Source organism: Amycolatopsis sp. NPDC114504 (genome assembly GCF_055633595.1).
Genome location: NZ_JBVKDU010000002.1, coordinates 1382488 through 1404508 on the forward strand (window position 1 = coordinate 1382488; position 22021 = coordinate 1404508).

Annotated in this window: 22 protein-coding genes; 10 read left to right on the plus strand and 12 right to left on the minus strand. The window is 67.1% G+C overall.

Annotated features, from left to right (window positions below; genetic code table 11):
• Positions 1-68 precede the first annotated feature (68 nt).
• Positions 69-641 carry a peroxidase-related enzyme gene (locus ACZ7PG_RS18495; RefSeq protein WP_470240240.1) on the plus strand — a complete coding sequence of 191 codons (573 nt, stop codon included), beginning with the start codon at positions 69-71 and terminating at the stop codon, positions 639-641.
• Here ACZ7PG_RS18495 and ACZ7PG_RS18500 read toward each other — a convergent pair.
• The 4 genes from ACZ7PG_RS18500 to ACZ7PG_RS18515 all read right to left on the minus strand — a co-directional run bounded on the left by ACZ7PG_RS18500 (position 638) and on the right by ACZ7PG_RS18515 (position 4261).
• Positions 638-1567 carry a bifunctional helix-turn-helix transcriptional regulator/GNAT family N-acetyltransferase gene (locus tag ACZ7PG_RS18500; RefSeq protein WP_470240241.1) on the minus strand — a complete coding sequence of 310 codons (930 nt, stop codon included), beginning with the start codon at positions 1565-1567 and terminating at the stop codon, positions 638-640. The two genes, ACZ7PG_RS18495 and ACZ7PG_RS18500, sit on opposite strands and share 4 nt — an antisense overlap.
• Before the next feature lie 231 nt (positions 1568-1798).
• On the minus strand, positions 1799-1948 hold the full coding sequence (locus tag ACZ7PG_RS18505; RefSeq protein WP_196425803.1) for a hypothetical protein: 150 nt from the start codon (positions 1946-1948) through the stop codon (positions 1799-1801).
• A 234-nt stretch (positions 1949-2182) separates the two neighbouring features.
• A complete protein-coding gene (locus ACZ7PG_RS18510) occupies positions 2183-3373 on the minus strand; it encodes an AAA family ATPase (protein WP_470240242.1) in 1191 nt (396 codons plus the stop codon).
• Between the two features lie 153 nt (positions 3374-3526).
• The gene (locus tag ACZ7PG_RS18515; RefSeq protein WP_470240243.1) at positions 3527-4261 is read right to left on the minus strand and encodes a MerR family transcriptional regulator; all 735 of its coding nucleotides are present in this window, start codon (positions 4259-4261) and stop codon (positions 3527-3529) included.
• A 171-nt stretch (positions 4262-4432) separates the two neighbouring features.
• Here ACZ7PG_RS18515 and ACZ7PG_RS18520 point away from each other — a divergent pair, with 171 nt between their 5' ends.
• Complete coding sequence (locus ACZ7PG_RS18520) at positions 4433-4978, plus strand: DoxX family protein (RefSeq protein ID WP_470240244.1); 546 nt, start codon at positions 4433-4435, stop codon at positions 4976-4978.
• Between the two features lie 49 nt (positions 4979-5027).
• Here ACZ7PG_RS18520 and ACZ7PG_RS18525 read toward each other — a convergent pair whose 3' ends face one another.
• Complete coding sequence (locus ACZ7PG_RS18525) at positions 5028-6332, minus strand: acetyl-CoA C-acetyltransferase (RefSeq protein ID WP_470240245.1); 1305 nt, start codon at positions 6330-6332, stop codon at positions 5028-5030.
• A 93-nt stretch (positions 6333-6425) separates the two neighbouring features.
• Here ACZ7PG_RS18525 and ACZ7PG_RS18530 point away from each other — a divergent pair, with 93 nt between their 5' ends.
• Both ACZ7PG_RS18530 and ACZ7PG_RS18535 read left to right on the plus strand, forming a co-directional pair.
• Entirely contained in the window at positions 6426-7760 is a 1335-nt protein-coding gene (locus ACZ7PG_RS18530) for a 3-oxoacyl-ACP reductase (protein ID WP_470240246.1), read from the plus strand.
• Position 7761: 1 nt separating this feature from the next.
• A complete protein-coding gene (locus ACZ7PG_RS18535; RefSeq protein WP_470240247.1) occupies positions 7762-8592 on the plus strand; it encodes a MaoC family dehydratase in 831 nt (276 codons plus the stop codon).
• Here the strand turns inward: ACZ7PG_RS18535 and ACZ7PG_RS18540 are convergent.
• Complete coding sequence (locus ACZ7PG_RS18540) at positions 8584-9096, minus strand: hypothetical protein (protein ID WP_470240248.1); 513 nt, start codon at positions 9094-9096, stop codon at positions 8584-8586. The two genes, ACZ7PG_RS18535 and ACZ7PG_RS18540, sit on opposite strands and share 9 nt — an antisense overlap.
• Positions 9093-9749: a TetR/AcrR family transcriptional regulator gene (locus ACZ7PG_RS18545; RefSeq protein ID WP_285477575.1), complete on the minus strand. Its 657-nt coding sequence runs from the start codon at positions 9747-9749 to the stop codon at positions 9093-9095. Before ACZ7PG_RS18545 ends, ACZ7PG_RS18540 begins: the two co-directional genes overlap by 4 nt.
• A gap of 126 nt (positions 9750-9875) precedes the next feature.
• On the opposite strand from ACZ7PG_RS18545, the gene ACZ7PG_RS18550 reads away from it, so the two are divergent.
• The 5 genes from ACZ7PG_RS18550 to ACZ7PG_RS18570 are packed head-to-tail and all read left to right on the plus strand — an operon-like array spanning position 9876 to position 13424.
• Complete coding sequence (locus ACZ7PG_RS18550; RefSeq protein ID WP_470240249.1) at positions 9876-10538, plus strand: SCP2 sterol-binding domain-containing protein; 663 nt, start codon at positions 9876-9878, stop codon at positions 10536-10538.
• 9 nt (positions 10539-10547) lie between these two features.
• Positions 10548-11159, plus strand: a complete 612-nt coding sequence (locus ACZ7PG_RS18555; protein ID WP_470240250.1) for an SCP2 sterol-binding domain-containing protein — start codon at positions 10548-10550, stop codon at positions 11157-11159.
• 53 nt (positions 11160-11212) lie between these two features.
• On the plus strand, positions 11213-11485 hold the full coding sequence (locus ACZ7PG_RS18560) for a WXG100 family type VII secretion target (protein ID WP_470240251.1): 273 nt from the start codon (positions 11213-11215) through the stop codon (positions 11483-11485).
• Complete coding sequence (locus ACZ7PG_RS18565; RefSeq protein WP_470240252.1) at positions 11437-12924, plus strand: CdiA C-terminal domain-containing protein; 1488 nt, start codon at positions 11437-11439, stop codon at positions 12922-12924. The genes ACZ7PG_RS18560 and ACZ7PG_RS18565 overlap by 49 nt, the downstream gene beginning before the upstream one ends.
• 20 nt (positions 12925-12944) lie before the next feature.
• The gene (locus ACZ7PG_RS18570; RefSeq protein ID WP_470240253.1) at positions 12945-13424 is read left to right on the plus strand and encodes a SitI3 family protein; all 480 of its coding nucleotides are present in this window, start codon (positions 12945-12947) and stop codon (positions 13422-13424) included.
• 37 nt (positions 13425-13461) lie between these two features.
• Here the strand turns inward: ACZ7PG_RS18570 and ACZ7PG_RS18575 are convergent, their stop codons facing one another.
• From ACZ7PG_RS18575 to ACZ7PG_RS18595, 5 genes are read right to left on the minus strand one after another with little or no spacing between them, the layout of a single operon-like run.
• On the minus strand, positions 13462-14241 hold the full coding sequence (locus tag ACZ7PG_RS18575; protein WP_470240254.1) for a DUF6339 family protein: 780 nt from the start codon (positions 14239-14241) through the stop codon (positions 13462-13464).
• Positions 14241-15137, minus strand: a complete 897-nt coding sequence (locus ACZ7PG_RS18580; RefSeq protein WP_470240255.1) for a hypothetical protein — start codon at positions 15135-15137, stop codon at positions 14241-14243. The genes ACZ7PG_RS18575 and ACZ7PG_RS18580 overlap by 1 nt, the downstream gene beginning before the upstream one ends.
• Complete coding sequence (locus ACZ7PG_RS18585) at positions 15134-17059, minus strand: hypothetical protein (RefSeq protein ID WP_470240256.1); 1926 nt, start codon at positions 17057-17059, stop codon at positions 15134-15136. Before ACZ7PG_RS18585 ends, ACZ7PG_RS18580 begins: the two co-directional genes overlap by 4 nt.
• Positions 17056-18057, minus strand: coding sequence for a PD-(D/E)XK motif protein (locus ACZ7PG_RS18590; protein ID WP_470240257.1), 1002 nt, complete (start codon positions 18055-18057; stop codon positions 17056-17058). The genes ACZ7PG_RS18585 and ACZ7PG_RS18590 overlap by 4 nt, the downstream gene beginning before the upstream one ends.
• On the minus strand, positions 18057-20627 hold the full coding sequence (locus tag ACZ7PG_RS18595; RefSeq protein ID WP_470240258.1) for a Z1 domain-containing protein: 2571 nt from the start codon (positions 20625-20627) through the stop codon (positions 18057-18059). The genes ACZ7PG_RS18590 and ACZ7PG_RS18595 overlap by 1 nt, the downstream gene beginning before the upstream one ends.
• A gap of 300 nt (positions 20628-20927) precedes the next feature.
• On the opposite strand from ACZ7PG_RS18595, the gene ACZ7PG_RS18600 reads away from it, so the two are divergent.
• Entirely contained in the window at positions 20928-22019 is a 1092-nt protein-coding gene (locus ACZ7PG_RS18600) for a DNA cytosine methyltransferase (protein WP_470240259.1), read from the plus strand.
• The last annotated feature ends 2 nt before the right edge of the window (positions 22020-22021 follow it).

Sequence of the window (22021 nt, forward strand, 5' to 3'; positions counted from 1 at the left end):
TCGTCTTCGCTGAGAATGGCCCTTAGACGAACGAGGCGCCACGGAATCGACACGGCTAGCGTGAAGGAATGAGCGACGTGAGCCGGTTTCCGGTGGTGGAACTCGAAGACCTGCCCGACGACCTCCACGAGCGCGTCGGCGTGATCGCGGAGAAGTCCGGGTTCACCCCGAACATCTTCCGCGCGCTCGGCCACCGGCCCGCCGAGCTGCGCGCGTTCCTCGACTACCACGACGCCCTCATGGAACGCTCCGGCGGCTTGTCCAAAGCGGAACGCGAGCTGGTCGTCGTCGCGACGTCCGGGGCCAACCACTGCACCTACTGCGTCGTCGCGCACGGGGCCATCCTGCGCATCCGCGCCAAGGACCCCGAGCTGGCCGACCGCGTGTCGAGCAACCCGTGGCAGGTGGAGCTGGACGAACGCGGCCGCGCGATCGTCGACCTCGCGCTCGCTCTCGCCCAGGACTCCGCGCTGTTCGGCGAAGGTGACATCGAAGCCGCGCGCGACGCCGGCCTCACCGACGACGAGATCTGGGACGTCGGCGCGATCACGGCGTTGTTCGCGATGTCGAACCGGCTCGCGCACCTGACCGCGTTGCGCCCGAACCCGGAGTTCTACCTGCTCGGCCGCACGCCGCGCTAGAACTCCAGGCGCCAGGTCTCGTCGGTCAGCTTCGGGCCCCAGTCGTCGAAATCCGCTTCGCCGGCCAGTTCGAACCCGGCCGCGCGGTAGATCGCGCGCGCCGCGGTCAGGATCGAGACCGTCGACAGCTCCATCCCGCGGTAGCCGTGCGCCTTCGCGAAGGAAACGCACTCGCTGACCAGCCGCTTGCCGACGCCGTGACCGCGGGCCGACGGTTCGAGCAGCAGCAGTCGCAGCTTCGCGGTCTCCGCGTCCGGCCCGCGGGTGCACGCGATGCCGCCGACGCGCTCGCCGTCGAGCTCGGCGATCCAGAACGCCTGCCCCGGGTCGTCGCGGGTCTCGACGAAGTCGGCGACGATGCGGGCGACCAGGCCCTCGAACCGGTCGGTGAAGCCGTACTCCCGGCCGTAGAGCGCGCCGTGCCGTTCCACCACCCATCCGAGGTCACCCGGTCGTGGCGGACGCAGCACGAGCACCGGGTCGCGCCGACGCTCGCCGACCAGGTCGCCGATCGTGCGCATCGCGGCCAGCAGACGCTGCTGGTCTTCGTCGGCGAAGCGGCGCAGCAGCCCGCCGATCTGCTCGGTGGACCGGCGGTTGAGGAGGTCGTACGCGTCGCGGCCCGCCGCCGTCGGACGGACCAGCTGACGGCGGGCGTCCTCATCGGAGCGTTCGCGCGAGATCAGCCCGCGGGACTCGAGGCGGGCGAGCAGCCTGCTGGCGTAGCCGGCGTCGAGGTCGAGGCGCTTGCGCAGGTCGGTCACCGGCAGCGGGTCCTGGTGGGCGAGCTCGAAGAGCACGCGGGCTTCCGGCAGCGAGTACTCGGCGTCCGCCGGTCCTTCGTCGAGCACGCCGATGACCCCGGTGTAGAGCCGGTTGAAAGCGCGGACCGCGGCCACCCGGTCGGACGTCTGAGCGTTGTTCATTGACCACCTCAACCAACTCGTTGACGAAGTCAAAGAATACTGCGGGAGCCGGCGCGGGCAAATGGATTTCCGGACCCCGGACATGGGAAACCCCGCGATGCTGCCAGGTCGGGGGTCCGCCAGCATCACGGGGTCGTAGGGGGTATCGACGCCCCTTGGGGCGGCGTTACATCTTCAGCCCTTTGTGGCATAGGTCACTCGAATGGGCGACCGCCAAGGGGTGAAGAGGGGTCAGCGCATGTAGCCCGAGCGAGCCTGCGCGATCGCGATGAGTTCCTGACGGACCGTCGCGGTGGCGGCGGTGTCGATCGCACGGTTCAGCGACCGGCGAGTGCGAGCCTCGGCGCGACGAGCACGGAGCTTGGCGGCGATGTTGTTCATCGGTTTCTGCATCCCCTTCGGAGGGTCTTGGTGGCTTGTGCCTCTAGTATGCACCTTTTTTCACAAAGATTCCAACGAATGTCCGGTGACGTGCGGCACTCGCCGATGATTCATCGGCGAATGAGGCGTACAGCCGGATGAATCCGGGTGTCGGCGGTCACGATGAAGCAACCCGCGTAGGGGTTTCTAAGAGGATCTAGAGATTTTCCGATATTCGGCTAGCGACCGTGAGAGTCAGTCGCGGCCGAGCAGGTAGTGGCCGAAGTGCGGCACGGTGAAGGCGATCTGGCCCCGCTCGGCGGAGTAGACGAGGCCCTTCTTCATGAGGCTGTCGCGAGCCGGCGACAGCGAGGACGGCTTGCGCCCGAGGAACACGGCGACGTCGGCGGTGCCGGCCGGCTCGTCGCGCCCCTGGGTCAGCTCGGCCATCGCCTGCAGGTACTCCCGCTCGGCGGGTGTCGCGCGTTCGTAGCGCGAGCCGAAGAAGCCGACCGCCAGCTCCGACTCCGCCTCGGGTGCCGCGACCTGGACGTCCTTGACCGTGATCGGGTCGGACGGCGCCGCGTCCCAGGCCGCCTTGCCGTAGGCCTGGATGAAGTACGGGTAGCCGCCGGAGGCGTCGAAGAGCGCGTCGAGGGCTTCCGGCTCGATGCCGGCGTCCTCGCGCTCGATCGGCGCCATCACGGCGAAGTCGGCGTCCTCGCGCTCGAGCCGGTCGATGCGCGCGTAGCGGAAGAGCCGCTCGGAGTACGACTTGGACGCCGAGAGCACCGCGGGCACGTGCGGCAGCCCGGCGCCGACGACGACCAGCGGCGCCCCGGACTGCGACAGCTCGTGGCAGGCCGCGCACAACGCGGAGACGTCGTCGGGCTGGAGGTCCTGGATCTCGTCGATGAACACCGCGACGCCGGTCCCCACGTCCGCAGCCAGCTCGGCGACGTCGGTGAACAGCTCGACGAGGTCGATCTCGATGTCCCCGGAGTCCGCGCGCCCCTGCGCGGCGGGCACGTCGATGCCCGGCTGCCAGCGGTCGCGCAGCTTCGCGTCGGCTTTGTTGGCCCGAAGCGCAAACGCTTTCAGCACGCCGAGCACCTCTTCGACCCGGTCCGGCGCGCGGTGCCGCACGGCGAGGTCCCGGATGGCCCGGTGCAGCGCGGCGGACAACGGCCGCCGCAGCTCGGCGTCCGGCCGCGCCTCGATCTTCCCGGCGCCCCACTTGTGCCGCACGGCCATCGCGCGCAGCTCCCCGAGGAGCACGGTCTTGCCGACCCCGCGCAGCCCGGTCAGGACGAGACTGCGTTCGGGTCTCCCCCGCGCGACCCGTTCGAGCACCACTTCGAACGCCTTGAGCTCACGCTCGCGCCCGGCCAGCTCGGGCGGCCGTTGCCCGGCGCCCGGTGCGAAGGGGTTGCGGATGGGGTCCACTCTGCCAAGTTATCGACGTATCTAGCGCGAGCCCGATATTCCGCCATAGACGGCTAGGCGTGTCGCCGAGGTTCCGCCGGATGGCCGTACATAGAGACGAACAGGTCTGCAGCCCTGCTCGTCCCTACCCCCAGCGCGCACTACGACGTCGCGCTAGTCGGCCAGGTTCCGTTCCGCGTAGATCTTCATCGCGTCGCGGACGAATTCCGCGCCCGGGCCTTCGAACCCGTAACGCGGGTCGTCGACGTACAGCCGGCCCAAGCCCGCGAAGTACCCCGCGGACACCGACGACACCGCCGGCTCGAGCCACGCGTGCTGCCGCCGCGTGATCGCCTGGACGTCGTCGGAGTCCACCGCTTGCCCGGACGCGTGGGCCGCGCCGAACGCCGCGCTGATGTCCAGCTGCTCCTGCTGGTGGGCCTTCTTCTCCTCCGCGGACAACGAGCTCCACCACTGGTCGCCGCGGCGGTACGCGTCAGCGCCCCAGCGCTCGGTGACCTCCTTCTCGTACTGCGTGTGGTCGAAGCCGTCGAAGACTTCTTCTGCCATCAGCCGTTCACCTCCCTTCAGTTTCCGTAGCGTGGTCCGGACCGAATCGATCTGCCGTCCGATCCGCCGCCGCTCCTGTTCGAGCAGCTCCAGGTGGGTCTCGAGCGCCGCGACGCGGTCGCGTTGCCCGTCCAGGACCTCCGCGATGGCCTCGAGCCCGAGGCCGAGCTCGCGCAGCAGCAGGATCCGCTGCAGCCGGACGAGCGCCTGCTCGTCGTAGTAGCGGTAGCCGTTGCTGCCGACGCGGCTGGGCTCGAGCAGGCCGACCGCGCCGTAGTGGCGCAGCGTCCGGCTCGTGGTCCCGGCCGAGCGGGCGATGTCCTGGATCGACCACTCCATGCCTTCGACGATAGAAGTTGACGCCGCGTCAAGGTCAAGCGCTAAAGCTTTCTAGTGCTCTCTAGCAACCCGGTGATATTCGCGCAGAAATCCCGATGAGGATTCGACGACGGGACGAGCGGGCACCCAAGCGGTAGGTTCGACCAGGCAGCGGCCCGTACGAGGAAGGCAATGACCGTGATACTCCGTCGAGTGGCTCGTCCCCTGCTCGCCACGATCTTCGTGACGGGCGGAATCAATGCGCTGAGGCAGGCCGAAGGGCACGCCAAGGCGGCGGAACCCTTCCTCAACAGCGCGTTCGAGAAGGTCGGCGACGTCGTGCCGGAGCAGGTTCCGCGCGATCCGGTGACGCTCGTCCGCATCGACGCCGCCGTGAAGATCGGCGCCGGCCTCGCGCTCGCGTCCGGCAAGGCGCCGCGGCTCGCGGCCGGGTTGCTGCTCGGCAGCCTGGTGCCGACGACGCTCGCCGCGCACAGCTTCTGGACCATCAAGGACCCGGGCGAGCGGCAGAAGCAGAAGATCCAGTTCTTCAAGAACGCGAGCGTGGCCGGCGGCCTGCTGCTCGCGGTCGGCGACACGCACGGGAAGCCGTCGGCGGCCTGGCGCGCGCGTCACGCCGCGAAGGACGTCGGCGCTGCCGCCGGGAAGCTGAGCCGCAAGGCCGAGAAGCGCGCGAACAAGCTCGCGAAGCGGGCCCAGAAGGCGCTCCCGAACTGATGCGCGAAAAGGGCCGCCCCTCGCGAGGGGCGGCCCTTTTGCGTGTCCGCTACTTCTCCAGGATCGCGGTGACGCCCTGGCCGCCGGCCGCGCAGATCGAGATCAGGCCGCGGCCGGATCCCTTCTCGTGCAGCAGCTTCGCCAGCGTCGCGACGATCCGGCCGCCGGTCGCGGCGAACGGGTGCCCGGCCGCCAGCGACGAGCCGTTGACGTTGAGCTTCGCCCGGTCGATCGCCCCGAGCGGCGCGTCCAGCTCCAGCTTCTCCTTGGCGAACGCCGGGTCCTCCCACGCCTTGAGCGTGGCCAGCACCTGCGACGCGAACGCCTCGTGGATCTCGTAGAAGTCGAAGTCCTGCAGCGAAAGCCCGGCGCGCGCGAGCATCCGTGGCACGGCGTACGCGGGCGCCATCAGCAGGCCCTCCTCGCCGTGGACGTAGTCGACGGCGGCGGTCTGCGAGAACGTCAGGTACGCCAGCACCGGCAGCTTGTGCGCCTTCGCCCACTCGTCGGTGGCGAGCAGGACGGTCGACGCGCCGTCGGTCAGCGGCGTCGAGTTGCCCGCGGTCATCGTGCCGCCGGGGCCGCCGAAGGCCGGCTTGAGCTTGGCGAGCTTCTCCGCGGTCGAGTCGGCGCGCAGGTTCTGGTCGCGCGCGAGCTTGAGGAACGGCGTCACGAGGTCGTCGAAGAACCCGCGGTCGTAGGCGGCGGCGAGGTGCTGGTGGCTGGCCGCGGCCAGCTCGTCCTGCGCCTCGCGCGTGATCTCCCAGATCTTCGCGGTGAGCGCCGCGTGCTCGCCCATCGAGAGGCCGGTGCGCGGCTCCTCGTTGCGCGGGATCGCCGGGACGATGTGGCCCGGGCGGATCTTCGCGACGAGCTTCAGCCGGTCGCCGAGCGTCTTGGCGCTGTTGAGCTGGATGAGGATCTGCCGCAGGTCCTCGTTGACGGCCAGCGGCGCGTCGCTCGTGGTGTCGACGCCGCCGGCGATGGCCGAGTCGATCTGGCCGAGCGCGATCTTGTTCGCGACGTTGACGATGGCCTGCAGGCCGGTGCCGCACGCCATCTGGACGTCGGACGCGGGTGTCGCGGGCGAGAGCTTGCTGCCGAGCACGCTCTCGCGGGCCAGGTTGAAGTCCTTCGAGTGCTTGAGCACGGCGCCGGCCGCGACCTCGCCGATCACCTCGCCCTGCAACGAGAAGCGGCTGACCAGACCGTCGAGCGCGGCGGTGAACATGTCCTGGTTCGACGCCTTCGCGTACGGGCCGTTGGACCGCGCGAAGGGGATCCGGTTGCCCCCGATGATCGCGACCTTGCGAACGGCAGGTGCCTCTTTTGAATGTCGCGGTTTCGGCGGCATGAACGTCACCTCTCTGGTCGGCTCTCTCACACTGTAACCTACTCACAAGTAGGTTAGACTGCGACGTGACGCAGACTGCACGGGAGGCATTCGATGGCGGACAGGTACCAGCAGTTCACGAAAACCCCGTTGGGGAAGTTCGTGGTGCCGAAGCTCGGCCTGCCCAACCCCGCCACGCTGCGCCGGTACAAGCCCGGGCAACCCGCTCTAGAGGGTCCCGCACTCCTGGGTGCCGCGCCCGGTGGACGGCTCGAAAAAACCCTTCGTGACCAGCTGGCCGACGCCGGCATCGACGTCGTCACCACTTCGGGTGACCGGCACGCGGCGCTCGTCTTCGACGCCACCGGCGTCACCGAGCCCGGTCAGCTGCGCGCGGTCTACGACTTCTTCCACCCGGTGATCCGCAGCGTCGGGCCGTCCGGCCGCGTCGTCGTCCTGGGCACGCCGCCGGAGCAGGTCGAGGGCCGCGAGCGGATCGCTCAGCGCGCTCTCGAGGGCTTCGTGCGCTCCGTCGGCAAGGAGCTGAAGCGCGGCGCGACGGCTCAGCTCGTGTACGTCGCCGAAGGCGCCGAAGAGGCGACGGAGTCGACGCTGCGTTTCCTGCTCTCCGCGAAGTCCGCGTTCGTCGACGCCCAGGTCATCCGGATCGGCGCCGAGGGCAAGACGGCCGTCGCGCCGTCGAACTGGGAGAAGCCCCTCGACGGCAAGGTCGCGCTGGTCACCGGCGCATCCCGCGGCATCGGCGCGGCGATCGCCGAGGTGCTGGCCCGCGACGGCGCGCACGTCGTCGCGCTCGACATCCCCGCCCAGGGCGCCGACCTGTCCAAGGTGGCGAACAAGATCGGCGGGTCGTCGCTGCAGCTCGACATCACTTCGCCGAGCGCGCCCGCGAAGCTCGCGGAGTACCTGAAGGAGCGTCACGGCGGCGTCGACGTCGTCGTGCACAACGCGGGCATCACGCGCGACAAGACGCTGGGCAACATGAGCGAGAGCGCGTGGGACTCGGTGATCGCGGTGAACCTGGCGTCCCAGCTCGCCGTGAACGACAAGCTGCTCGGCGACAAGATCCTGCGGGAGAACGGCCGCATCATCGGCGTCTCGTCGATCGCGGGCATCGCCGGCAACGTCGGCCAGGCGAACTACGCGACGTCCAAGGCGGGCGTGATCGGCATGGTGAACGTCGGCGCACCGCAGCTCGCGGCGTACGGCGGCACGATCAACGCCGTCGCGCCGGGGTTCATCGAGACGAAGATGACGGCGGCGGTCCCGCTGTTCATCCGCGAGGCCGGCCGGCGGCTGTCGAGTCTCGGCCAGGGCGGCCTGCCGGTCGACGTCGCCGAGACGATCGCCTGGTACGCGAACCCGGCGTCGGCCGCGGTGAACGGCAACGTGGTCCGCGTCTGCGGCCAGGCCCTGCTGGGGGCCTGACGTGGTGATCCGCGAACTCGACAGCACGCCGAGCCTGGCGACGCTGTACCCGAAGGCACTGCTCGGCTTTCGCAAAACGGGCTCTTCGCTGCCCGACACGGAGCTGGTCCGCACGGGCGTCGTCGTCGACCCGGCGCACCTGGCGGCGTACAACACGGTGTGCGGCTTCCGGCTGAGCGACGAGCTGCCGGCGACGTACCCGCACATGCTGGCGTTCCCGCTGCAGATGGCGCTGATGACCGAGTCGGGCTTCCCGTTCCCGCTGCTCGGCATGGTGCACGTGGCGAACCGCATTACCCAGCACCGCGCGTTGCGCCTGGGCGAGCCACTGACGATCCGGGTGCGCGCGGAGAACCTGCGCCCGCACGAGAAGGGCCGTCAGTTCGACGTCGTCAGCGAAGCTTGGGCCGGCGACGACCTGGTGTGGATCGACGTGAGCACGTACCTGCGTCGCGGGGGTGGCTCTTCTTCCTCGCGCCGCGACCAGCTGGCCCCACCGACCCCGGACGCGATCTGGCGCATCCCAGGAGACATCGGCCGGCGCTACGCGGAGGTGTCGGGCGACCGCAACCCGATCCACCTGCACCCGCTGACGGCGCGCCTGTTCGGCTTCCCCCGCGCGATCGCCCACGGGATGTGGACGAAGGCTCACGCCTTGGCCGCGTTCGAAGGCAGGCTGCCCTCGGCGTTCACGATCGACGTCCGCTTCAAGCAGCCGGTGCTGCTGCCGGCGAAGGCGGGCTTCACGTCGTGGGCCACGCCGGAGGGCTGGGCGTTCGAGCTGTGGAGCAAGGCGAAGCCGCACCTGGAAGGCACGATCACCTCACTCTGAGGGTGGTCTGTTGGAGTAGGCGATGAACTGGTTCGGATGAACGATCGCCGACGCGTGGAGGGTGAAGGCGACCAACGGGCGCCACTTAGCCCGATGACCTGTCTTGACGTCCACGCGGACGGCGTAATCGTGGCTGTCCGGAGTCTGCGGGGTCGGCTCGAACTCGGCGAAGATCTGTTTCGCGCTCCAGCCGAGAATCGGGAAGGCCGCAGGAAGCTCAGCCGCGTGGCCTTCAAGCCCATCTCGAGTCCGAGCCCAGGGCAGCGGCCCGATTTTCGGTTCGTCGAGAACCACCAGGCGCAGGTCCTGCACGACGAGTGGCCGCGGGCCTGTGTTCACCAGTACCAGTGGAAGACACACCCGCTCGTCGGCAGCAGTTTTGACCGCGGAGAAAGTGTGCGGGTCGAAAGACCGCAGCCGGCCCGTGCGCGCGTGGAGCCACCAGAACGAGACGATCGTGAACACCAACGCACAGGTCGAGATAACGAGCGCCGCGGCCGTCACTCTGAGGGCTTCCAGACCTCGCCCTCGATGAGGTCGTTGAAGCCGAGCCAGACGAGGTTCATCAGCCAGGACGCCAGGACGCCGTCGGAGATGTCGGGGTGGTCGAGGGCCCAGTCGGCCAGCGACTCGGCCGCCCCGACCAGCGCCGCGGACAGCCCTTCGCCCGAGAACTCGGCCTGCTCGCCGACGCCCTTGCGGGTGCCCGCGGACACGACGAGCGCCGCGACCAGCTGGATCGCGCGCGCCCGCATGTCGGTGATCTCCGCGGCGAACGCGCCGCCGACCGTCAGCGCCTGGCGGTGCAGGACCGTCCACGACTCGCGGTACTCCGCGACGAAGCGGTAGAAGGACCGCAGGCCGTGCCAGAGCTGCATGTCCGGCGGCAGGTCGGGCTTCACGCCGGCCTGGATGGCCTCGAGCAGGCGGGTCGCCTCGCGGCGGATGCACGCGCCGAAGAGATCTTCCTTCGACCCGAGGTAGGTGTAGATCATCGGCTTCGAGACGCCCGCGACGTCGGAGATCTCGTCCATCGAGGCCGCGTGGTAGCCGTGACGGGAGAAGACCTGGACGGCCGCGTCCAGGATCTGCCGCTCGCGCACGGCGCGTGGAAGCCGCCGAGCCCGTTCGGGCGGACGCTGATCATCCTCTGACACGCTGGACCTCCCTGTTGCTGCCCGGAGACGGTACCGGGCGTTGCCCCGGGAGGGTGATTTCGGCACGCTTGCCCGCCTACCTACTGGCGGGTAGCCTACGTGTGAGTAACTTGAGAGGGAGTGACCATGGCCGACAACGCCGGGATGACCAGCGCAGATCAGGTCGCGGGGCTCCGTGGGGCGGCGCTGCTGGACGCCCTGGAGCGGCTCGACCCCGTGGGTCCCGAAGCGCACGCCCTCGACGTCAACGCCCTCGCCGACGCGGTCAACCCCCGCGACCTCGGCAAGGACGACTTCCGAAGAGTGCTGAAGGCGCTCCTGCGGCTGGCGGAGCGCGCCCCGGCGTTCGACCTGAGCAAGGTCGAACCGGCCCGTTTCGCATCCCTGGTGTCCTCGGCATCACGCGCGCAGCTCGAGAGCGTCGTCGCGGACCGGCCGCTCCGGGAGCGCGTGCTGGACGAGATCTTCGCCCGCATGGGCGCGCACATCCGGCCCGACCGCGCCCGCGACCTGCACGCGGTGGTCCACTGGCGGCTCTCCGGAGGCGCCGGCGAAGGCGGCTACGACCGCTACGAGACGGCGATTTCGCACGGTTCGTGCACGGTGAGCCGCGACATGCGCTCGTCGCCGAGGGTCACGATCACGATCGCCCCCGCGGACTTCTTCCGGCTGATCACCCACCAGTCGACGCCGGCGGTGTTGTTCGTCACGGGAAGAATCAAGGTCAAGGGCGATTTGGCCTTCGCGGCGGGTCTGATCGGATACTTCGACCTCCCCCACCCCGTATAGTTCGTCGCCGTGCCCCGAAAAGCGAAGTGGCGCCTTTCCCGGCCCCGCAGTGTTCGTGGCGGCCATGCGGTCAACGCGTTCGCGGACAAGCTGGTCCTCGCCAACCTGACGGCCGAGCAGTTCATCCAGGTGCTGGAAACCCTGCACATGCTGGGCTTGGCCGGAGCGGGCATCGAGCTGAGCTCCCTGTCGACAGACGTCCTGGTGGACGTGGTCCGCCGCTGTTCACGCGACCAGCTGAAGGCCATCGCGGACCACCCGGAGCTGCGTTCGGTGTTCCTGGACGAGATATTCCGCCGAATGTCCGAGCATTTCTTACCAGAGCGCGCACGCCACGTGGATTTTGTGGTTTCCTGGCGCTTTTCCGACGGCGCAGGTGAAGACGGGTACGACCGTTTCCAGACGGTGATCGAGGACGGGTTGTGCGTTTCTTCGACCGACCTGTCCCGAACCCCGGACACCACGATCACCCTGTCGGTGGACGACTTCATCAAGATGGCAACGGGCAACGCGGCGGTGGCAGCGATGTTCGTGACGGGCCGGGTGAAGGTGAAGGGCGAGTACGCCCCGGCGGTCCGGTTCTCCAGCTACTTCGACATCCCCAAGCCGACGGCCGGCTAGTTTCGGCTACCCTCCGAAGTGGGACTGTAGGCGATTGCTTACGGAGGGGTTGAATGGCTCGGTTGACGGTCGATTTTTCCGTTTTGCGGACATTGTCGGACGATATCGGTGCCCACATCGACGCCACGAACGCGAGTCTCGACGCGCTGGACAAAATCGTCACCGACCTGACCGCTTCTTGGACGGGGGCGGGGCACGACTCGTTCCACGAGGCCATGCGCACAACAACCACGCCGCCGCAGTCGACACAAATGTCCGGATTTGGCGGGACTGAAGCGTGGTCGCGCTGGAACGCGGGCCGGACGGCGGCCCGACCAATCCCGTGAAGGTCGAGCTCTCGGACTTCCATCTCGTCGCACAGCAGTTCGCCGACGCGCAGAACAGCCTCGACCGCATCCGGCAGGACCTGCTGAACCGCCTCGACCAGGCCGGTGGAGCGGCCGGCGCGAGCAATGGCGCTCACAAGTACCAGGATGGCTGGGCCGGCGCTCTGGACTGCATTCTCAACGAGGGCTTCCGCACGGCATTCGACCTGCTCGGCGCTATCGGCAAGGGCATCGACGTCTCCGCCTTCAACCACGCGAACGCCGATCAGAGCAGTGTTCCCGGCAAGCCCGGCGGAACACCGCCGTGGACGCCGGTCGTGCCCAACGCGTGGCCCGGCAACACCGACTTCGTGACCTTGACCGGCGATTCCCCGTGGTGGATGCCGGACTTCCTCGAGAAGTACATCCCGACCGCGGACACCGGCCGGATCGACGGCGCCGCCCAGGCGTGTCGCGACGCGGCGGCTGCTGTTCGCGGACTCGTCAACGACCTGCACTCGAAGCTGCAAGGGCTGGTCGGAAACAACACTTCCGACGACCTCGACGAACTGGAGCAGTTCTGGCAGCGAGCTGCCGGGCAGAACTCGATCCTGACCGGGTTGCCGCAGACGCTGGACGACGTCGCGAACAGCCTCGTCGACTTCCGGATCTGGAACAACGACACCCAGGACAAGATCAAGGAGAAGATCAAGTCGATCATCGACGATCTGAGCATCGTCGGTCTGGTCCTGGCGATCGGCAGCATCCTCACCGACGGCGGGCTGGACGTGCTTATCGTGGGGGTGATCGAAGCGCTCGACTTCTTCGGCGTCGAAGCCGGCGCGACACTGGCGATCCCCATCGCCGAAGTCGTCGCCACCGCGGAGACCATCCTCGTCGCCGCGGGTGGGGCGGTCGCGATCACCCAAGGCGTGGTGCCTGCGATGCAGGCGGCGATGAGCGGCACGCCGAACCCGGAAGTGGAAGGGGTCGACGCCGGCAAGATCAGTGACGAGATCAGCGGGCACACCGAACCGTCGCGAGTTCCGGACCCCAACGCCACGCCCGGTGGCCACCCGACGAGCATTCCCAAGGCGGCTGACCCGGAAACTGCCCGCTCGCTCCAGCGCGAGAACGAATCGGCGACCACTCTTTCCCGCGCGGGCTATGACGTGGAGCAGAACCCGCCGACCTTGCCGAACGGAAGAAATCCCGACTACCTCATCGACGGCAAGGTGTTCGACAACTACGCACCGTCAACCGGCCGCGCGCGCAACATCGCCGACGAAATGTCGAAGAAGGTCGCAAAGGAGCAGACGGATCGGATCGTCCTCAACCTGGCTGACAGCCCGGTGGACCTCAACGCGATGCGTGCCCAACTGCACGACTGGCCGATAGGCGGCCTCAAGGAGGCCATCGCGATCGACAAACAAGGCAATATACTCCATCTCTACCCGTAATTCACCACACAAGGACTCGGATGGCCATCTCCTACGATCTCGAACTGGCGACCTCTCTGTCGCCGGAGCAGGTCGCGCGCGAACTACTCGACGTCGGTATCCCGTTGGGGCTCTTCGACGCGTCGGTCACGCCTGAGCAGGTCTTCCGGGATGGAGCGACTACCCCGCTTCGCACCTGGGTGCGCGTCTACGAGCGCCGGCCCGCGGCCTGGGCTCCGATCGTCACCGATTTCGGAATCACCCCGACGGTGGCAGTGGGGTTCAGCGTCTACAAACACGACAAGATCACCGAGCAGCAGGACGACATGGCCCGGTTGGTTTCCGGCCTGCTGGACCGAATCACCGGAGACGCGATGTTGTCCGGCATGGACGTCATCTGGCTCATGCGCCGCAACGGCGAATTGACCCTGAACGAGCGCGACGACATCTGGCCCGCACACCGTCTTGCCGCGGTGCACCAGGCTTATCGACGAGAAACTCTGTCTTTCTCCGAGGAGTGAAGACTTCGCGACGAGTCTGGTGCGGCCATTACCGCCGTCACGAGAGTGCGTGCCGGGGCCCGCGTTCCGCAGCGAATGCCTTCACCGAATCGTGAGCTGCGCGCCGCACTTCGGCATCCAGTTGCTCGTCGTGGAGGGTCTCGAAGGACATGAAGGCGCCAAGTCGGAGCAGACGCTTCAGAAAGTCTTTGAGCACGTCGGCTTCCTTCAGGCCACCGGTGTCGATTTCGTGCCAGACGTGCAGGATCGAGCGGACGAGCTGAGGACTGCCCCCGAGTGCTCGCCGACGTGCGTAGATTTGGTCGAACGCGCCTTCGCCGAGGATGTTCAGTGCGGCGTAGGGATCTGCGCTGTCGGGCGCGTGGACCAGGTGAGCACGCCACCACAGGCGACCGAACACATGCCTGGTGAGGTCCTTGGCGAGGAAGCGCTCGTCCGTCTCCTTGTCGAAGCGCCAGAACGAGACGTCAGGCAGAACGACGAGTGCGAGGAACACCCAGATGTCACGTGCGGCAGCTTCGGCCGGAGCCAGTCCCGTGGTCCGGTGCAGCAGCTCGGCGACATTCCGATCGAAGTCGTTTCGGGCACCGGGGGTGGGCGGGTTCGGGAAGCCCGCGTCACGGGCCACGGCGACGATCGCCTGGCGCAGCCGATCGAGGTCCTTCTCCAGCACCCGATCCCCGCCTGTCGCGGCGTAGACCGCCGAATCATGACTCAGGGCCACCTGGTGATCGAGCTCGTCGATCGTCAGAGACTTGTACTGCTCGTAGAGCTTCTCAGCCTGCCTAGGCAGCAGCCGCGGGAACAAGACGCTCATCAGGACTCCCCGAAGATCTGAACGGCGTGCTGCAACTCGGTGGCAAACGCCGTGGGCGTCTGCTCTTGTCGACGGCGCAAGTGGGACAGGCTCAGACCGGGGAAGAACCGCCTGACGAGCGCCTGCAGCGTGGTGCCGATGGTCTCCTCGCCATAGTCGACTTCCAGGTCGAAGTCCTGTTCGTGCAGGGCGTATTCGACCAAGGTGCGGGCAACGTCCGCGTGCACGGCGGACAGCACCACGCGGTCTACGGCTCGGGGTTTGGCCGCGTTGCGCATGGCATCGACCAGCACCGTCTTGCGTTCGTTCACCAGCAGGAGCAAGGCACCCATGGTCGCCGTTTCGAGGTCACCGCCGATCTCGACGTGCCAGCCCGCGTCCTCCGGATACTGCGTCTTGGAGAAGTCGACCACGGCCATCGGGAAGAGTGGGGCGTCACCTTGGAGCCGAGTTTCGTATCGGTCGGTCCACAGAATCGACCCGGCTCGGCGAGGTGATGCGAATGCGCCGGCCTCGGAGGACTCGGCGAGCACCAGCGTGGTTTCCAGGCCCAGCACGCCGCCGAGCTGACTTCCGGTCAACACCGCGCTCAGATCGACGCTGACGGTTCCCGACTCGGGGAGAGTGACGCGGTCGCCTGCGGCCTTCAAGCCCGATCCGCTTGCGGTCCAGATCATCGCGAGCGTCAACTTCGCGGACGGAGGAAGCCCCGTGGCCTGCCTTACTTGTCCGACATCGACGGTCACCGTCTGCCGCAAGGACAAGTCCATCTGGTAATCCCAGTCGCTCACGGCTTTCGGCAGTTCGTTCGGGAGGTCGTCGATCAGCCACTGCCACGGCCCGGCCACGACGGATCCCGCCGGAGCAATCCGATACGGCGGCGCCTGCGTGCTCATCGAAGCGTCTCCTCATGCTGCGCGGACACTGCGATCTCGGTCGTCGTGTCAGGTGCCGGACGGACAAGCACACGCCATACGTCTTCGCCGCCTTCGAGGGTCTGTGCCCGTTCGGTATGGAGTACTCCGTCCGGTCCTTCCCATCCGAAGAACTGCGGCTCGTCGGCTCCTCTGGGGGGATCCGTTTCCCGACTCTTCGTCCCGGCCAACGCCACGCCGAGATCCGCGGCGCAGCGGTACAAGCCGAGTGCGGTGACGCGGAATGCCTGGATCAGCAGTACCTGGCCCGCACGGTTCTCGTAATACGGCGCGTCCAGGTACTCCACTCGTGGGCGACGCCCCTTCGGAGGTTTCGGTTCAGGCGTGTTCTCATTTTGCGTCGGGGAGTCTCCCGCGTCGCCTACGTCGTAGAGGTCCCCGGAAACCTGGACGGTACCGACCGGAGGAGCCGGCTTCGGCTGCCTGAATGCTCGTCCGTAGTCGGACGCACCACCGTTGCCCCAGGCGCCCGCGACGAGATCGGAGAACGAACGGCTCGCGGCTCCCAAGGAGATCTCCGACGTCTTCGCCCGAACTCGGCCATCGATCTCGATCAACCCTTCGATGGCCTCCTTCATCCGGGTGAAGGCCATCTTGACGAACCGCTTGCCGTTGCCCTCGAGCGATTGCCAGTTCCAAGCGTCGTGCGTGGGCGGTTCGGATGAGGCGAAGACGCCGTCGAGTTTCACGTCCGCTCGGAAGACGCCGGCGTAGGACACGTACTCGGCGGCCGGCTTCGGCCCGGCGTGGTAGGTGACCACCAGTTCGGCTGTCCGCATCAGGCAGACGTGATGCACGGTGTTGGTGATCCCCGCCGCCTCGGAGGCGGGCGTCTCGGCGAAGGGCGTGAGGAACTGCTTCTCGAGACCGAGCGCTCCGAGTTTCGTCTTGGGGTGTCCCTGGTACCAGAGCTCTTGGCGATCGTCTTCCGACTGCATGCCTTCATAAGCGGTGACGAACATGTCCAGTGGCGTCGTCTCGCGCGGGTCCGGAACCGGGACCGTGATGCCATCGCACTGCACCGAGAAGCGCATCGGAGGGGTGCCGTCTTCGGCGCCGGCGAGCATCTTCGGCCAGAGGTTCCAGGCGACCGTCTCGGCCAAGTATCCGCCTGCCTCCTGGATGTCCCGTTCGCCGAGGTCGGGATCGATGACCACGACTGTCGTGCCGGTCTCCTCGGGCCCGAAGCCGCGAAGCCCCAGCCGTTCGGCCGTTGCCTCGGCCTCGGCGTCGATCAACGGCTCGACCACGCCGTCCGCGGAGTGAACGCCCCACCAGTGTCGTCCGGTGAACCGATGTCCGGACAGACCTTCACCTTCGGCGTAGCTCTTCCACAACGCGCAGCCCATCAGTCGGGTCTCGAACCCGCCGCGTACTCGACAACGCGTGTGCACGAGCACGGTGCCGGGCCGACTCAACAAGTAGAAGATGCCCTTGCCGAAGCCGTAGGTACCGCCGCCGAGTTCGGTGTCGCGAGGCTCACCGATGTTTCGGATGAAGGACACGAAGTCGTGGTTCTCGACCACTGCGTTGTCCGCGCGGGTCGGGCCGCCCAGGCCGCTGGTCCCCCGGTCGGAGACGGTCAGGATGCGGATGGCCGGGTTCGAGATCGACTGCCGTAGCGGCAGGTGCTCGGGAGCGGGCAGACTGCGGGTGAGCAGTTCCCGCCAAGCCGGCGCGTGGGCGGGACTGACGACCTTCAGGTCGAGGCGGTAGTCGACCACGGCGCCGTCGGTTCGCGCGTCCCAGCTGTTCTGGGCCGATTCGCGGACCAGGATCGTCAGCAGGTCGAGTTCCGGCCTGCCGAGCTGGTTGCGGATGCCCTCGGCCGCACTCGCCCCTTCTGGCGGGAACATCTGCGAGTGCCAGGCTGCTGCGGTCACTTGTTCTCCTGGGTGATCCGATCGATCCGATCGCGGATATCGGGTGCGTCGGTGACCTGAGGCTGTTGTCGATCCAGATCGACGGTGTAGTCGAGGTCGGTGATTCCCGGCGGGGCCGACGAAGGCGCGACGCGGGGGAACTCGTCGTCGACCTCGTACCAACGTTGTTCGCGGACCGCGAAGCGCACGTCCCGGTACAGATCCGCATCGGCGGGTCGGTACCCGGCCTCGGCGAGCTTGAAGAGCAACCCGGTGTCGTCGTCGCCGGTCCGGCGCGCGCGATCGACGAGATCCGCGATCGTGCTGCCCTGTTCCGCGACCCGTTCCAGGCGGATCCACACCAGGTCGAGAGACCCATCTGGTGGAGGCTGCAGTTGCTCGACGCCGTGGATGCGAACCTTCCGTTCGGTCGAGGCGGCGGAGGTCTTGACCTCGATGCCTTGCGTTCCGACGGTGAAGTCGTGACGGTGCCCGGAGGGACCCGTCCAGAAATCGACAGCTGTGCTCTCGTGCACGAGCAGTTCGTTCAGCACGACCAACTCGCCGAACAGACCGGCCAACCGATCGTTGGTCAGCGGTGCCGGCGAGTGTTGGAACAGTGCACGCCATCGGTTCAAGACAGTGTAGAGCGACTTCAGCGGCCGGTCCGGGGTTTCTTCGACCGAGGCCAAGACGTCGGCGACAAGCCCGGTGAACACCTCGTCGAGATCCCTGCGGACGCAGCCCAGATCGGCGTAACGCTCGTAGACGTGGTCGTTTCCGAGCGGACGCTCGCGGACGGTCAACGCTGCCCCGCCGCGATCGACCCGGACGTGCTGGTGGGCGCTCAGGGGCACCAGAAGGTGGCGATTTCCGGCGTGGTCCACCGCCGCCAGTACCGTGCCGAGCGGTGTCGTCACCGGAAGAATCGACGTGCGCACGTGTTCCGGTCCGGAAGTGTGTTCTTCTTCGAGGCGTTCCCAGTGGTCGTCGACGACCTGTCGCAACGGCACGGTCATCAGTCGTCCACCGCGTCGAGGGCGCTCAGGTCCTCGTCCTCGATCCGGACCTTCGCCAGGTTGGTGGCCACGTACTGCCACTCGACCGTCGAATCGTCCGATGACGGCGACGGGAATACGAGACCGACACCGATGACGTCTTCGGCGGCGTTCAGCGGCCGGCGTTTGTCGGCGCGATGGTCCTCCGGCTTCGAGTCCTTGTCGATCGCGTAGAGCGCCAGGAGTGCCGTGTCCGGGCTTTGCAACAGCCGCAGTCCCTTGATCTTCTGCTCCGTCAGCTCGCCTTGCACGGACGAGGTGTCGAGGTCGATCGCCGCGTCCCGCCTGCTCATCAGGGTCTTGATGTCGACGGAGTCGATGTCGTCACCGTTCAGAGCCGATCGAGTGATCATCCGAAGAGTGAAACCGTCGGCGAAGGTGAACGTCTTCGGAATGTCGTTGCCTGCCGAACCACCGATGATGGCGACGTTCCAGCCGCGCAGCGCGCCGGACTTGGCGATGCGCCTCGCGATGTAGTCGGTCAGCAGCTTGGAGTCACACTCCTGGGACTTCTCGTGGAACCGGTACTCACGCAGGAAATCGGTGACGAGCTCGTGCGGGACACCCCGGATCAGCTCGTTGCCGTCTTGCCTGTCCGCTTCCGGGCTGCCTTCGAGCACGGCCTTCCCGACGAACTTGCGAGCGGCTGTCTGATTGCTCGCGAGCCACTCGTGGTCGGTGCGGAAGTATCGCGTCTGCACGCGCTGGCCGCCGTAGGCCGACGCCGAAGGCACAGCATTGGTCATTTTGGCTGCCGCGGTCACACGGAGTGAGGGATGTGTGCGCAGTCGCACGGCGAACGTCATGGGCGTCTTGTCCTCGACCATGTAGACGTCGATGTCACGACGCATCTCGCTCTCGACGGTCGCGATGTGGCGGAACCAGTCGCGGAGTTCATCGGTCATCCAGATTCGGGGTAGGTCGGCATAGCCGTTTCGGAAGCCGAACCACCGGCCCATCTGCAGCAACGTGTCGTATGCGGAAACCGACCGCACGAAAAAGCTCACGGTCAGACCTTCGAGCGTCAGGCCGCGGGACAGGGTGTTGCCGCCGACGGCGATGGCGACGACCGGACCGTTCTCGTAGTCGAGCCGATCCTTGCTGCCGGAGTTGTCCATGATGATCCGGCAATCGCGAAGAACGGCGGGAAGGAGCGGTTCGAGCTCATCGAAAGTCACCGGCCGTTCACCGAAGAGGCTCGCTGGGACGCGTGCCGCCTCCTGTTCCCAGATCTCGCGAAGGGTGGTCAGGAGTTCGGCGTCTCCTGCTCGCAGCAGAGCTTCGGCCTCGTTCCGGAGTTTGGTGAGCGGGTGCTTGAAACTGTTGTGCACGGCGGTGTTCACGCTGGTGTGCACCAGCATCGTCGAGTGTGGATTGCCTGCTTTGCGCACCCGACGCGCGGCTGTGCTGAGCCAGAAGTACTGGATCGCGGTGCGGAGTGTTTCCGTCAGCACGGGGTGGAAGCCGTCGGCGTCGGCGCGGGAACTCGGGCGGACCAGTTCCACCTCGGAGTTGGGAACCTGCCGGATCATGTCGTAACCGTCGAACACGTCTTCGGGATCTTCGCCGTCCATGACGTCCCTGCCGAACAACACCTCGGTGCCGAAGTGCCCCCGGGGCTTGGGCAGGTTGACGATGAAGTGTTCGGGATACAGATCCTTCACCGACGGGTCGATCAGGAGGTTCGCGAAAGGAGTCGCGGTGTACCCGACGTAGGCCGACTTCGGCAGTCTGCCGAGGATCTCGATGATGAGCGGGTTGATCGTCTCGGTGGCGACCGTCGCCTGGTCGGCTTCATCGTCGATGATCAGCGCCGGGCAGTCCGCCAAGTACTCCGAAGCCGTCTCCAACCAAGCCGAGAACTTCTCGAGGACACGTGGGTTCTTCTTGATCACACAAAGGACGTGCTGCTTGTTGTTCTTGGCCAGGTAGGCTGCCGCGTTGGCCGGCGGCGTGAAGTCCTTGTCGGGGTCGGTGAGCTGGAGCCAGCTAGAGGGGTTCGGCTTGACCAACTGGTCGACGAGGCGAAGCTGGGTCTGTCGGCGCAAGCCGTTGTGGATGCCCGCTAGCACGATGAAGAGCTTGTAGCCGCGATCAGCCGCTTTTGCGGTCACGGCCGTGAAGTTGGTGGTCTTGCCCGACTGGACGTAGCCGACGACGAGGCCCTTCGTCGAGAACTTCGGCACCTGCGGGTGGCTCAGCAGGGAGACGACCTTGGTGGATGCGCCGTCCAGGTCGTCGAGGCTCTCCCCTGACCAGCCGGACTTCCGCAACAACTCCTCGAGCGCCGGCCAGTACCGATCGCGTGGTCGTGGTCCGGTGTACCAGGTGTAGCGGTTGTCGAGGATGACGCTGCGAGGTTCCTCCCGCTCCCTGATCTTTATGGTTTCGCGCTCGTGCCGCTCCGCGATCCGCTGGAGTAGTTCGTCCTCGGCGCCGAAGAGTTCCATCCTCTTGATGGCGGTTTCCGGGGTACCCGTGTCCACCAAGTCGAGAAACGCGGCGTACTGCTGGTCGAACTTGTCGGTCACCGATCCTCCAACTGCGTGTTCGGGCGCATCGACGGGACGGGTCACGCCGACCCGACCCACGGTAGGTCCTCTCGGCCTCGCCGTCAGGTGCATCGAACGAGGGACCCCTGGAAGAGTGGCCCTTGTCGGTATGGCGACTCCGCGCCCGTAACCCGCTCCGTGATCGATCACGTCGCACGGATAGCCGACTTTGTTACTCCATGTGGCTACGAAAGTGTCACGCCGCGATGGGCGCGGAGTGACGCACTCGCCGGCGTGGCTCGTTCGGGACGTCGTGCCCGGCTTATAGACTTCCGTCTCATGACCGACGGACAGTTGGCCTTGCCGCTACCGGCGCAGGTCGAGATGGTGGACCTTTTCGCCGGTCCGGGTGGGCTCGACGTCGCCGCCCATTGGCTCGGCGTGTCCGTCGCCGGCATCGAATGGGATCGAGATGCCTGCGTCACTCGCGAGCGAGCCGGCCTGCACACGAAGCAGGGTGATGTCCGTCTTTCCAAGCCCGCCGACTACCCGAAGGCCCGCTACTTGAGCGGTGGCCCGCCGTGCCAGACGTACACCGTCGCCGGGCAAGGAACGGGCAGGCGAGCCTTGGAGCAGGTGCTTTCCTTCGTCGATGCCATCGCCGACGGCAAGGACGTCACCGAAGACCTCGCGCAACTGGACGACGAGCGCACGGGCCTGGTCTTGGAGCCCTTGAGGTGGGCACTGGACGCGGGTGTTCCGTACGAAGCGATCGTTCTCGAACAGGTTCCCGCGGTGCTGCCGGTGTGGCAGGCGTACGCGCGGGTGCTCGAAGCACGCGGGTACGACGTCGATTGTGGAATCCTCCACACCGAGGACTTCGGAGTTCCGCAGACCCGGCGTCGGGCGATCTTGATCGCCCGACGCGACGGCGAGGCAAAGCTGCCTCGGCCCACGCACCGTCGTTATCGCAAGGGGACCGCGCGCGGAGATGGTGATCCGCGTTTGCGTCAGTGGAAGACCATGGGTGAGGCGCTCGGCTGGTCGGAGCAGTTCACGGTGGTGTCCAACTACGGAACCGGCGGCGACCCCAAGGACCGAGGTGAGCGGCTTTCGACGCAGCCTGCATTCACAGTGACCGGAAAGGTCTCCCGCAACCGGCTGGTCGGCAGACCGAAGGGGATGCCCGACCGTTTCACCGACTACGAAGCGGGCAAGCTGCAGACTTTCCCACCCGACTATCCGTGGTCCGGTCGAGGCATTGCTCAGCAGATCGGCAATGCAATCCCGCCGCGGCTGGCCGCACACGTCCTCGCCGCGGCGCTGGGCAAGGAACTCGACGTGGCCAAGCTGGACTTGTGCGTCAAGCGAAGCTGGAAAGCCACGCGCGGCGGAGTCGACGGTCTGGTGAAGGACACCCGCGAGAACTGAGC